We start from the raw sequence: 12,368 nt of genomic DNA on the forward strand, positions 1-12,368 counted from the left end.
AAGGCGAGGACCATGACCACCACCGCCCCCGCGCGCCCGGCACCCGGCAGCCGCAGGCCCGGCCGGATCGCGGCCGCCTCGATGATCGGCACCGCGCTCGAGCAGTTCGACTTCTACCTCTACGCCTACTTCGCGGCGTTCTTCGTGGGCCCGCTGTTCTTCGACCCGCTAGGCCCGGCCGGATCCACCCTCGCCTCCTTCAGCACGATCGCCGTCTCCTTCGTCATCCGCCCCGTGGGCGCGATCCTCTTCGGCCACATGGGCGACCGCCTGGGCCGGCGCGCCACGCTGCTGTGGACCGTGTCGATCATGGGCGTCGCGACCGGCCTGATCGGCCTGCTGCCCACCTATGCGCAGGCCGGCTGGCTCGGCGCGATCGGACTCGTGGTGCTGCGCCTCGCGCAGGGCATGTCGCTGGGCGGGGAATGGGGCGGCTCCGTGCTGCTCGCGACCGAGCACGCGCACCCGGTGCGCCGCGCCTTCGCCGCCGCGATCCCCCAGCTGGGCTCACCGATCGGCTCGATCCTCTCCGCGGCGCTGTTCCTCGTGCTGCCCACGCTCCTCACGGAGCAGGCGATGGCGGACTGGGGCTGGCGCGTGCCCTTCCTCATCGCCTTCCCACTGCTGCTCATCTCGCTGTACCTGCGCCGTACGGTCGAGGAGACCCCCGAGTTCGCGCGGCTCTCCCGCGAGAAGCGTCGCGAGCGCATGCCCGTCTCCGAGCTGCTGCGCTCGCGGCCGCTGGCCCTCGTGCTCGCGATCGGTGCCGCCCAGCTGGGCATCGGCTCCTACGCGCTCATGAACACGTACACGATGAACTACGGCGCAGCCGTGCTCGGCTTCCCCTACACCGAGCTGCTGACGGCCGCGACGATCGGCGCCTTGCTGCAGCTGGTCACCGTGCCCCTGTTCGGGGCGCTCGCGGCCCGCACGAGCTCCTGGCTGGTCGTCGCGATCGGCGCCGCGGGCACGGCGCTCATCGCCCTGCCGATGTACGCGCTGCTGGGCTCGGCGACCTTCGGCGTGCTCGTCGCGATGATGGTGATCGGCGGGATCCTGCCCACCATGTCGTGGGCGGCGCTCGGCGGGCTCATGGCCGATATGTTCCCCGGCCGCTTCCGAGCCTCCGCGCTCTCCGTCGCCTACGCGGTCGCGGCGACCGTGAGCGGCTTCGTCCCGCTGCTCACCGGTGCGCTCGGCGGCCTCACCGGGCAGGCCTGGTGGCACCCGGCGCTCGTGCTGATCGCCCTCTCCGTCGTGACCCTCGCCGCCGCGATCGGCGCCGGACGGATGGGCAGGCTGGAGGCTTGATCCTCGAGGGTCTTCTGCGGCGTCGCAGGGGGCGGCGCCGCCGATGAAGGGCCTCCATGCAGCACGACCTCGACCTCACGCCGCTCCGCCGACGAGTCCCCGTGGCGTCGTGGTGGCGGGCTCTCGCGAGCGACCCCCAGCTCCTCATGGGCGTCACCTGCGGCGCCCTCATGGTGCTCGCCCCGACGATCGCACTTCCCGCCGCGCTCGGGATGCACGCGCAGGCAGGCGTGCTCTGGTTCCTGACGATCCTGCTCGCCCTCGGCCTCGGGGTGCTCGGCATCCTCGCCGTCCCCGTGAGGTCGTCCGCCCGCCTGGACGCCTTCGCCCGGGCGAACGGCGGGACCTGACCGTGCTCGGGACGCGGTGGCTGAAGGTCGGCTCGACGGATCAGCTCACCCGGGCCTTCACGCTCGTCGACATCCTCGCCGCCCGGGCGACCGCCATGGCCGGTGTCACCTCGGTGGCCCCGTCCGTGCCCGCCCCCGCCCGGGCCTCCGTGGCGACCGCGCCGGCCCCCGACACCGACCTCACGGCCCTGCGCCGGAAGGTGCACCCCCTCGTCGCCATCCCCGTGACACTCGGCCTGCTGATCACCCTCCCGATGCTCTTCGGCCTCGTGATGTCCCGGATCGACGGCCGCCTCCGCGGCAACGAGGTCGGGACCATGCTCGTCATCGGGATCTTCCTCGCCGTGTGCGTCGGTGCGCTCCGGCTCGCCCTGTGGCTGCTGACCGCGCGCCGCGACCCCGACCACGACTGACCCGTCCACAGCGGGCCCGCGGCACTTGCCCTCCACCCCTCCGAGGTCTAGGTTCTCCCCTCAGGTGACACGTTTCACCATTCCCCGGTCACCCCCGGACACAGGAGTTCGCATGGCCGTCGGCCCCGCTCGTCCCGCTCGTTCCGCCCACCCCACGGGTTCGCGCCGCCCCGCGCGCCGCTCGGTGCTCGCCGCCGCGGCCGTCGCCGCGCCGCTGGGCCTCGTCGCGACCGCCGGCGCCCCCGTCGCGCGGGCGACCGGCCCCACCGGGCGCTCCACGACCTTCGACCTGCACTGCGAGGTCCTCGACAGCGGTGAGCAGGTCACCACCCTGGTCATCGACGCCACCCGCCGCGGCCGGCTGCTCGCCGGCGACGCGCTCCCCTCGACCTTCTCCGTCTCCGTGCGCGGCACGAACCCCGTCTCCGGTGCGGTCGTCGTGGACACCGAGCGCACGGTCACCGCCGTCACCGTGGACCGCGCGGGCACGGTGACGATCACCCTCGAGCACGGCTACGGGGTCGAGGGCGCGTCCACGCTCGACTACCTGGCCGACGAGGGCCGCAACGTCCAGCTCGACCTCGAGTACACCGTCCTGCAGCACTCCCCGCTGCCGGCGAACGGCAAGGGCGCCGGCTCCGCCTGGCTCGGCGAGCTCACCCAGGGCGACCTCGTCTCCCCCGAGGTGGACGCCTTCACCTCCCACGTCACCGACTCGGGCATGAACTACCGCCTCTTCTCCCCCGCGACCCGCGGGCGGTCCCGCGCGCTCCCGCTCGTCATCTGGCTCCACGGCGGCGGCGAGGGCGGCATCGGCGAGGGCGGTGCGGTGCGCTACGACAACGAGGTCCACCTGCGCGCGAACCGCGGCGCCCTGGGCCCCGCGACCGCCGAGGCGCAGGAGATCCTGGGCGGCGCGCACGTCGTCGCCCCGCAGTGCACCTCCGCCTGGATGCTCGACGGCCCCGCCTTCGCGCCGCTGGTCTCCGAGGTCATCGCCGAGGTGCAGCGCACCCGCCGGGTGGACCCGGACCGCATCCACGTCATGGGATGCTCCAACGGCGGCTACATGACACTCAAGATGGTGGTCGAGAACGGCGGCGAGTTCGCCTCCGCCGTCCCGATCTGCGGCGTCGTCGACACCTTCTACGGCTCGACCGACCCTCTGGTCAGCGACGCCGAGCTCGCCGCCATCCGCACCCCCACCTGGCTGATCGCCGCCGCGGACGACACCACCGTCGACCCGCAGGCGAACACCGTCCACGCGCACGAGCTCATCGAGGACTCCCTGCTGAGCCTGTACGACGACGTCACCTACGACGGCGTCTCCTACCCCGGGCACTGGTCCTGGATCTACGCCGCCCGCAACGACCCGCGCGCCGAGGGCGAGAGCCTCTGGGGGTGGATGGCCGCCCAGCACCGGTGACGGCCCGCGGGCGCGGGGCGCGATCGGCCCGCCCGGCGTGCCAGGATTGGCCAGCGCATCCACGCACCGCCGGGAGGTCACCATGGGACGCGAGATCGGCTCGACCGAGTACACGCGCGGCCAGCGCACGCACTACCGCCACGAGCTGCGGAGGAACCTCGACCTCTTCGAGACCTTCCTCGACACCGCCGAGTTCGTCGACGAGGGCACGATCGGGGTCGAGCTCGAGCTGAACCTCGCCGACGCCGAGACCATGGCGCCCTCGCTCACCGCGGACGACGTCCTCGCGACCCTCGCCGAGCGCGCCGGGGCCGACGCCGACGACGGCGACTTCACGCACGAGATCGGCCGCTACAACGTCGAGGCGAACCTCCCCGTCTCCGCCCCGCACGGCCGCGGCCTCGCGGATCTCGAGCGGTCGCTCGGCGAGCGCATGCAGCGCGCGGACTCCGCGGCGCAGGAGCACGGGGCGCGCGTGGTGCCCGTCGGCCACCTCCCCACGATCTCCGCCGAGCTCTACGAGGGCGAGGAGTGGCGCGCACCCGGCCACCGCTACGCGGCGCTCGAGGCGAGCGTGCTCGAGGCGCGCGGAGAGGAGATCGCGCTGCGCATCAACGGCGAGGGCAAGGGCCTGGACGCGACCTTCGACTCGATCGCCCCGGAGTCCGCGTGCACCTCGCTGCAGCTGCACCTGCAGGTCCCGCCCGAGCAGTTCGCGGCCGCCTGGAACGCGGCGCAGGCGATCGCCGGGCCGCAGGTCGCCCTCGCCGCGAACTCCCCGTTCCTGCTGGGCAAGCGGCTGTGGCACGAGACCCGCATCCCCGCCTTCGTGCAGGCCCTCGACACCCGGCCGCCCGAGTACGCGGCCCAGGGCGTGCGGCCGCGCGTCTGGTTCGGCGAGCGCTGGATCACCTCGATGTTCGACCTCTTCGAGGAGAACGTGCGCCTGTTCCCGGCGCTCATCCCCGAGTCGCGGCAGATGGCGGAGGAGCCGCTGCTCACCGAGGGCGCCTCGCCGCGCCTGCACGAGCTCATGCTCCACAACGGCACCGTCTGGCGCTGGAACCGGCCGATCTACGATCCCGGCACGGACGTCCCCCACCTGCGGCTGGAGAACCGTCTCCTGCCGGCGGGGCCGACGGCCGCGGACATGGCCGCGAACGCCGCGTTCTTCTACGGGATCGTCCACGCGCTCGTCTTCGAGCGGCGACCGCTGTGGTCCCGCATGAGCTTCGAGCAGGCGGACGACGCCTTCCAGCAGTGCGCCCGCTGGGGCCTCGAGGCGCGGATCCGCTGGCCGCGGGTCACGGGCCGCGTGCGCGTCGCCGATCTGCTGCTCGAACAGCTGATCCCGCAGGCCATGGCCGGCCTGCGGGAGCTCGGCGCGGATTCGGCGGTGGTGGACCGCTACGAGTCGATCCTCACCGCGCGCGCCCGCTCCGGCCGCAACGGCGCCCGCTGGCAGATCGACACGGTCACCTCGCTCGAGCTGCGCGGCATGGACCGCCCTGCGGCGCTCGCGGAGATGACCCGCCGCTACCGCGCGGGCGTCGACTCCGGGGACCCCGTGCACGAGTGGCCCGTCCCCGCCCGCACCCCGCGGGTCTGAGCCGCCCGGCCCCGTCCCGCGGGACCCTGACCGCTCAGCGGCTCAGTCCCGCCAGCGCCGCATGACGACGAACTTCGTGACGGTGGCGATCACGGTCGCGGCGAAGAGCGCGACGGTCTGCACGCCGGTCGGCGCGGCGGGCCACACCCCGCCCAGCACGGCGAGCGATCCGGCGGTGAGCGCCCAGGTCAGCACCAGGATCGCGAATCCCTGCAGCTGGTGCAGCAGCGCCCCCTCCTTCGAGCGGACCCCGAAGGTCCAGCGCCGGTTCAGCGCGGTGTTCACGACGGTCGCGATCACGAGGGCCGTGAGGTTCGCGCCCTGGGAGCCCAGCAGCCCCAGCGCGTGGAGCAGCGCGAAGCCGCCCAGGTGCAGGACCGTCGTGAGACCGCCGACGAGCGCGAAGCGGATCACCTGCCCGCCGGTCTGGTGCGAGGGCCGCGTGCGCCCCATGCGGGCACGGATGTCCTCCACGGGGAGGCGGCCGGAGGTGAGGGAGCGGCGCACGCGGGCCACCCCGCGCAGGTCGTCGCGGGCCGTGCCGACGACGTCGACCCGGGAGTCGGGGTCGTCGTACCAGTCCACCGGCACCTCGTGGATACGCAGCCCGCAGCGCTCGGCGAGCACGAGCAGCTCTGTGTCGAAGAACCAGGCGTCGTCCTCGACGAGGGGCAGCAGCTCGGCGGCGACGTCCGCCCGGATCGCCTTGAAACCGCACTGGGCGTCGGTGAACCCGGCGCCCAGCAGCACGGAGAGCAGGGCGTTGTAGCAGCGGGAGACGAACTCGCGCTTCGTGCCGCGCACCACCCGGGAGGAGCGGTGCAGGCGCGTGCCGATCGCGAGGTCGCTGTGCCCGGAGATCAGCGGCGCGACGAGCGGCCACAGCGCGTCGAGGTCCGTGGAGAGGTCCACGTCCATGTAGGCGAGCACGAGCGCGTCGGAGTCGGACCAGGTGCGGCGCAGCGCCCGCCCCCGGCCCCGCTCGGTGAGCTCGACGACGGCGACCTCGGGGTGGGCGGCGGCGAGCTCGCGGGCGATCTCCGCGGTGCCGTCGTCGGAGCCGTTGTCCGCGATCGTCACCCGGTAGGGGTACGGGAACGTCGCCTCGAGGTGCCCCAGGAGCCGCTGCACGCAGGCGCCGACGGTGTGGGCCTCGTTCAGCACCGGCACGACGACGTCCAGGACGGTCGTGCCGACGGGCGGCTCGGCGACCACCTGCGGCCGGGGGTCGGTCACGGCGCCCGCGCTCACGAGGCCGTCCCGGTGGCGTCGGCCCCGGAGAGCGGCTGGGTGAGGTCGTAGAACTGCGTGTCGCCGATGGTGACGGTCTCGTAGTTCTCCGCGGCCCACTCCTGGATCTCGGAGCCCGTGTCCGCGCCGCCGTTCTGCTGGCCGCCGAAGCCGCTGCTGGTGGCGAGGTAGTGGATCTCGCCGTCGGCCACGTCCTGCTGGAACTCGGCGAGGGTGGGGCTCGGGTCGCTGCCGTTGAAGCCGCCGATCGCCATGACGGGCCGCTCGGTGGCGAGCTGCAGCGCCGCGGCGTTCTGCGAGCCGATGGTCGCGGCGACCCAGGTGTACTGGTCCGCGTCCTCGAGCAGCGCGTCGACGACCTCCTGGGAGGGGGTCTCGCCGTCGAGCAGGCCGCTCATGCCGCCGCCTCCGCCGGCGCCGCCCGTGGCCGTCTCGCCCGTGCCGGACTGCCCGCCGGGAGCGGAGGGCATCTGGCCGGTCTGTCCCTGGGACTGGCCGGTCTGGCCCTGGCCTTGCGTCTGGCCGGTCTGGCCGCCGGGCGCGGCGGGCATCTGGCCCTGCCCCTGGCCCGTCTGGCTGGGCGGCTGGCCGCCGCCCTGGCCTCCGCCCATGCCGCCGCCGGGGCCCCCGCCCTGACCGCCGCCACCGGGCATGCCGCCCCCGGGACCGCCGCCCATGCCGCCCTGGGAGGCGGGGCCGGCGGTGACGATCGAGCCGGTCTTCGCGGTGCTCACCGTGTTCGCGGCGAAGGCCGCCTGCCCCGCGAAGGCGGAGATGAGGGCGAGCGCCGCGACGCCGATGAGCATGCTGCGCCGCAGCCGCGGCGCGAGCACGATGCCGATCGCGGCGAGCACGCCGGTGACGCCGACGACGATCGGCAGCGCGACCGGGTAGGCGCCGGTCCGTTCGAGGAGCACGCAGCCCCAGGCGGCGGTCACGAGCATGACGAGCGCGAGGATCGCGCGCACCCACCAGCGGCCGCGGCGCTCCCACAGCTCCCCGGCGCCGATGCCCACGAGGGCGGCGATCGCGGGGGCGAGGGCCACCGTGTAGTAGTCGTGGAAGATGCCGGCCATGAAGCTGAACACGAGCATCGTGACGATCAGCCAGCCGCCCCACACCATGAGCGCGGCGCGGCGCAGGTCGGTGCGCGGGGCGCGGAAGCGCAGCGCGACGGCGGCGACGAGCAGCAGCAGCGCGGCGGGCAGCAGCCAGGAGATCTGACCGCCGCTGGAGTCGCCGAACATGCGCAGCAGGCCCGTGCTCCCCCAGCCGCCGCCGCTGTTGCCGCCACCGCCGCCGCCCACGGAGCCCGTCTCGTCGCCGGTGAGGCGGCCGAACCCGTTGTAGCCGAAGGTCAGCTCGAGGAAGGAGTTCGTCTGGCTGCCGCCCACGTAGGGCCGCCAGCTCTCGGGGACGAGCTCGACGATCGCGACCCACCAGCCGCCGCCGACCACGAGCGCGGCGACGGCCGCGAGCAGGCCGAGGATGCGGCGGCGCAGGGTCGTCGCCGCGAAGAGCGTCCAGGCGAGGCCGAAGAACGGCACCACGAGGAAGGCCTGCAGGGTCTTGGTGAGGAAGGCGAACCCGATGAGCGCGCCCACGACCGCCATCCAGCGGATCGAGCCCTTCTCGATCGCCCGCAGGGTCGCCGCGGCCGCGAGGGTCATGAGCAGCACGAGCAGCGCGTCGGGGTTGTCGAAGCGGAACATGAGCACCGCGATCGGGGTGAGCGCCATGGCGAGCCCGGCGAGCAGGCCGGCGCCGATCCCGGAGTGGCGGCGCACGGTGCGGGCGACGACGGCGACCGTCGCGATGCCCATGAGCACCTGCGGGAGCAGGATCGCGAAGGAGCTCAGCCCCAGGATCCGCACGGAGATCGCCATGAACCACAGGGAGGCCGGGGGCTTGTCCACCGTGATCGCGTTGCCCGCGTCGAGGGAGCCGTAGAAGAAGGCCGTCCAGCTCTCGGAGCCGGCCTGCGCGGCGGCGGCGTAGAACTCGTTGGCGTAGCCGTTGACGGTGAGGTTCCAGAAGTACAGGACGGCGGTGCCCAGGAGCAGCGCGGCGAAGGCCGCGACCGCCCACCAGGGGTCGGTGGGGCGCAGGCGGTCGCGGAGCCCGGCGCGGTGCGCGCGGCCCGGCGGCGCGGGAGGTGCGGCGTCGGTCGAGGTCGGGGTCGTCGGGGCCGACGAGGGCTCGACGGACGGAGGTGTGGTCGTCATGTCCACGAGCGTCGGCGCGGACCCTATGCATCTGCTGTGCGGCGCCCATGGTGCTGATGAGAGCCCATCGGCGCAGGTGGCGCGGTGACCACGCTCACCACGCCCGCAGCCGGAGGTCGCCGTGCCCACGCCCGGCCCGTGCCCCGCACAGCGGATCGACAGCTCGCGGTCGCACCGTCGTGCCATGGCCTTCTCCACCGTGCACAACGCTCCCGCCCCGACCGTCGGCGTCCACCCCGCTGTCGACCCCGTCGACCCCGAGGACATCGCCGACGGCGCCCCCGTCGGCCCTGCCGCCGACGGCGCACCGGCCGCCGCGGCGCCCGCGTCGGCCCCGGCGCTCTCACCGGTGGAGTGGGCGGGCCGCAAGCCGGCCGTCCCCGCACGCCTCGCACGCAGCGTGCGCCGCCACCGCGGCTGAGGCGCCGCCCGCCGCGGCGCACCGCGCCTGAGGCCCGCCCAGGATCCGAGATCTCGTCTCGGATCCTGGGCGGGCGCCCTATCGTGAGCGGGTGACCGAGAACTCCCCCTCCCCCTCCTCGACCCCCTCCGGCTCCTCCCCCGCCGGCGCCGCCGCCGACCGCGCGAAGGAGGACCGCTCCGCGCGCATCGCCGTGACGGTGTTCCCGCTGCTCGTCCTCGCGGCCGCCGCGGCCGGCTTCCTGCTGCCGGACACCACGAAGCAGCTGGTCCCCTACGTGAACCTGCTGCTCGGCATCATCATGTTCGGCATGGGGCTCACGCTGACGATCCCCGACTTCGCCCTCGTGGTGCGCCGCCCGCTGCCCGTGCTCATCGGCGTCGTCGCCCAGTACGTGATCATGCCGCTGCTGGGCCTCGGCGTGACCGTGCTGCTGCAGCTCCCGCCGGAGCTCGCCGCGGGCGTGATCCTCGTGGGCTGCGCACCCGGCGGCACCTCCTCGAACGTCATCAGCTACCTCTCCAAGGCGGACACGGCGCTCTCGGTCACGATGACCTCGATCTCCACGCTGCTCGCCCCGATCCTCACGCCGCTGCTGACCCTGTGGCTCGCCGGTCAGTACATGCCGGTCAACGGCGGCGAGATGGCGCTGTCGATCGTGAAGATCGTGCTCGTGCCCGTGGTGCTGGGCCTCGTGGTGCGCCTGCTGCTGTCGAAGGTCGTGGACCGGATCCTGCCGGTGCTGCCCTGGCTCTCCACGATCGCCATCGCGATGGTCGTGCTCGCCGTGGTCGGCAACAGCGCGGACAAGGTCCTCGAGGCCGGCGCGGTCGTGCTGCTCGCCGTCATCCTCCACAACGTGCTCGGCTACCTCCTGGGCTACGGCTTCGCCCGCGTGCTCAAGCAGCCCGTGCGCTCCGCCCGCACCGTCTCGATCGAGGTGGGCATGCAGAACTCGGGCCTCGCCGCGGGCCTCGCCGCCCAGTACTTCTCGCCCGCCGCGGCGCTGCCGGGCGCCGTGTTCTCGATCTGGCACAACCTCTCCGGCGCGGTGCTCGCGATGATCTACCGCCGCTTCGGCACGGACGACGACGCCGCGACGCCGGCGCGCGCTGGGACCCCCTCCACCGACGCCTGATCCACGCCGATCCCGCCCGATTCAGGCCCGGTGTGCTGGGTCACATTCCGCCGGATCCCCCGTTCACGCATAAGCCGCTGACCTGCGGTGATGCCGCGATGGCCAGCGCCTGCCCAGCTGGGGGCACCCGCTCTCAGGTTCTTGGCAGGGGTGCTCCAGCGAACCTTCCGGGAGCCCGTGTGTAGTAATCCCATCGCGTCACGGAGGACCTGCTGACTGAGGAGGAGGCAGAGTCCACGGTTCCGGGACGCGGGGGAAAGGGATGGCCCCGGCTCGTGGGGACGAGCCGGGGCACCTTTTTGTGCGGACACGTCCTGTCACCCCTCTCGGCGCACACTGTCCCGATGACGACACCGGATCCCACCCCGCCGCGCGACGACGCCAAGGACACCCTGCACCGCTACCTCCGCGAGGCGAGCACGGCCCTCGTGAGCAAGGTCGAGGGCCTCCCCGAGCGGGAGCTGCGCCTGCCCCGCACCCCCACCGGCACCACGCTGCTGGGCCTCGTGAAGCACATGGCGAACGTCGAGGCTGGCTACTTCGGCGAGACCTTCGGCCGCACCTACCCGGCACCCGAGGAGCTCGTGCCGGAGGAGGCGGTCGACGCCGATCCGCAGGCGGACTGGGTCGTCGGCCCCGAGGAGAGCGCCGTGCAGGTGCTCGCGACGTACGCGCGGGTGCGCGCCTTCGCCGACGAGACCATCGCCCTCCTGCCCCTCGACGCGGCCGGGCACGTGCCCTGGTGGGGCGAGCGCGGCGAGGTCACCCTGCACCGGATCCTCGTGCACGTGGCCACGGAGATCGCCCGCCACGCCGGGCACGCGGACATCCTCCGGGAGCAGGTGGACGGCGCCGCCGGGCTGCGCGGCGCCGGGGACAACCTGCCCGGCGCGGACTACGACCTCGTCGCCTACCGGGCCCGGCTGCAGGCGATCGCCGACTCCTTCTGAGCCGCCGCTCCCCCGCCCGTCAGGCGAGGGCCGCGTCGAGCGCCCGCCGGAGCCGCTCGAGACCGGCCTCGAGCACGGGCGTGGGGGTCGCGATGTTGAAGCGCTCGAAGCCCGCCCCCTCGGGCCCGAACACGGTGCCCTCGTCGAGGAACAGGGCGGCCTCCCCCGCGGTGAGACGCGCGAGGCGCTCGGCGTCCAGGCCCAGCGGCCGCAGGTCCACCCAGCTCAGGAAGGTGCCCTCGAGCGGTGCGACACGTGCGCTCGGGACGTGCTCGGCGAAGAACGCCGTGAGCACGGCCTGGTTGCGGCCCACGAGCGCGATGAGCTCGTCGAGCCAGCCCTCGGCGCGCGTGTACGCGGCCTGGACGGCGACCGCGCCGAGCACGTCGGGGTTGTCGAAGCCGAGGTCGTCGCGCGCCCGCGTGAAGCGGTCCCGCAGCCCCGGGTCCGGGATGACCGCGTTCGCGATGCCGAGGCCGGCGATGTTGAAGGACTTGCTCGTCGAGCTGAGCACGAGGGTACGCTCCGCGAGCGCGGGGTCCACCTCGGTGACGACGGTGTGCCGGTGGCCGGGCTGGACGAGGTCGTGGTGGATCTCGTCGCTGATCAGCAGCAGGTCGTGCTCGACGACGATCCGGGCGACGGCCTCGAGCTCCTTCCGCTCCCAGACCCGGCCGGTGGGGTTGTGGGGGCTCGCGAAGAGCAGGGCGGTGGTGCGCGGGTCCCGGGCCTGCTCCTCGAGCAGGTCGAGGTCGATCCGGAAGCGGCCCTCGCGCTCCACGAGCGGGTTGCGCACCACGCGCCGGCCGCTCGACTCGATCGAAGGGAACATCGGGTAGTAGGCGGGCGTGTTCACGATGACGCCGTCGCCGGGCGCGGTGAACTCGCGGATCGCAAGGGTGAAGGCGGGGATCACGCCGGGCGTCACGCGCACCCACTCCGGCTCCACGTGCCAGTCGTGGCGCCGCGCGAACCAGCCGGTCACCGCGTCGAGGTAGGCCTCCGTCGGGACCGTGTAGCCGAGCACGAGCCCGCCGGCGAGCGCCTCCTGCAGGGCCTCGATGATCTCGGGCGCGTTGGGCAGGTCGAGGTCCGCCACCGAGAACGGGGCGATCGGCCCGTCGTGGGCCGTGAGGTCGGTGCCGTGCGCGGCGGCCGCGCGGTGCATCGCCGCCCACTTGGAGGAGCCCATGGCGGTGCGGTCCACGAGGGTCTCGAAGTCGTAGCGGGTCATGCGGGCGGTTCCTCCTGGGGCGCGGGCGGGCGGTCCCAGG

The 12,368-nt window shown here is 73.7% G+C and carries 11 protein-coding genes; 8 read left to right on the forward strand and 3 right to left on the reverse strand.

The window, feature by feature from the left end:
- Nucleotides 1-12 precede the first annotated feature (12 nt).
- The 5 genes from C1N80_RS01305 to C1N80_RS01325 all read left to right on the forward strand — a co-directional run bounded on the left by C1N80_RS01305 (nt 13) and on the right by C1N80_RS01325 (nt 5,109).
- The gene (locus C1N80_RS01305; protein WP_240811193.1) at nt 13-1,311 is read left to right on the forward strand and encodes an MFS transporter; all 1,299 of its coding nucleotides are present in this window, start codon (nt 13-15) and stop codon (nt 1,309-1,311) included.
- Between the two features lie 56 nt (nt 1,312-1,367).
- Nucleotides 1,368-1,661, forward strand: a complete 294-nt coding sequence (locus C1N80_RS01310) for a hypothetical protein (protein WP_137769113.1) — start codon at nt 1,368-1,370, stop codon at nt 1,659-1,661.
- Between the two features lie 2 nt (nt 1,662-1,663).
- Nucleotides 1,664-2,074, forward strand: a complete 411-nt coding sequence (locus C1N80_RS01315; protein WP_137769114.1) for a hypothetical protein — start codon at nt 1,664-1,666, stop codon at nt 2,072-2,074.
- Between the two features lie 112 nt (nt 2,075-2,186).
- Entirely contained in the window at nt 2,187-3,500 is a 1,314-nt protein-coding gene (locus C1N80_RS01320) for a prolyl oligopeptidase family serine peptidase (protein WP_137769115.1), read from the forward strand.
- 82 nt (nt 3,501-3,582) lie between these two features.
- Nucleotides 3,583-5,109 carry a glutamate--cysteine ligase gene (locus C1N80_RS01325; RefSeq protein ID WP_137769116.1) on the forward strand — a complete coding sequence of 509 codons (1,527 nt, stop codon included), beginning with the start codon at nt 3,583-3,585 and terminating at the stop codon, nt 5,107-5,109.
- A 42-nt stretch (nt 5,110-5,151) separates the two neighbouring features.
- On the opposite strand, the gene C1N80_RS01330 is transcribed toward C1N80_RS01325, so the two are convergent.
- The gene (locus C1N80_RS01330) at nt 5,152-6,345 is read right to left on the reverse strand and encodes a bifunctional glycosyltransferase family 2/GtrA family protein (RefSeq protein WP_137769117.1); all 1,194 of its coding nucleotides are present in this window, start codon (nt 6,343-6,345) and stop codon (nt 5,152-5,154) included.
- Between the two features lie 11 nt (nt 6,346-6,356).
- Nucleotides 6,357-8,585, reverse strand: a complete 2,229-nt coding sequence (locus C1N80_RS01335; RefSeq protein ID WP_137769118.1) for a glycosyltransferase family 39 protein — start codon at nt 8,583-8,585, stop codon at nt 6,357-6,359.
- 184 nt (nt 8,586-8,769) lie between these two features.
- On the opposite strand from C1N80_RS01335, the gene C1N80_RS15370 reads away from it, so the two are divergent.
- The 3 genes from C1N80_RS15370 to C1N80_RS01350 all read left to right on the forward strand — a co-directional run bounded on the left by C1N80_RS15370 (nt 8,770) and on the right by C1N80_RS01350 (nt 11,094).
- On the forward strand, nt 8,770-9,006 hold the full coding sequence (locus C1N80_RS15370; RefSeq protein WP_168197984.1) for a hypothetical protein: 237 nt from the start codon (nt 8,770-8,772) through the stop codon (nt 9,004-9,006).
- 91 nt (nt 9,007-9,097) lie between these two features.
- Nucleotides 9,098-10,144, forward strand: a complete 1,047-nt coding sequence (locus C1N80_RS01345) for a bile acid:sodium symporter family protein (protein WP_137769120.1) — start codon at nt 9,098-9,100, stop codon at nt 10,142-10,144.
- A 344-nt stretch (nt 10,145-10,488) separates the two neighbouring features.
- On the forward strand, nt 10,489-11,094 hold the full coding sequence (locus C1N80_RS01350) for a DinB family protein (RefSeq protein ID WP_137769121.1): 606 nt from the start codon (nt 10,489-10,491) through the stop codon (nt 11,092-11,094).
- Between the two features lie 19 nt (nt 11,095-11,113).
- Here C1N80_RS01350 and C1N80_RS01355 read toward each other — a convergent pair whose 3' ends face one another.
- Nucleotides 11,114-12,328, reverse strand: a complete 1,215-nt coding sequence (locus tag C1N80_RS01355) for a MalY/PatB family protein (RefSeq protein WP_137769122.1) — start codon at nt 12,326-12,328, stop codon at nt 11,114-11,116.
- Between the last annotated feature and the right edge of the window lie 40 nt (nt 12,329-12,368).

This window comes from Brachybacterium sp. SGAir0954 (assembly GCF_005490785.1).
Classification (GTDB): domain Bacteria; phylum Actinomycetota; class Actinomycetes; order Actinomycetales; family Dermabacteraceae; genus Brachybacterium; species Brachybacterium rhamnosum.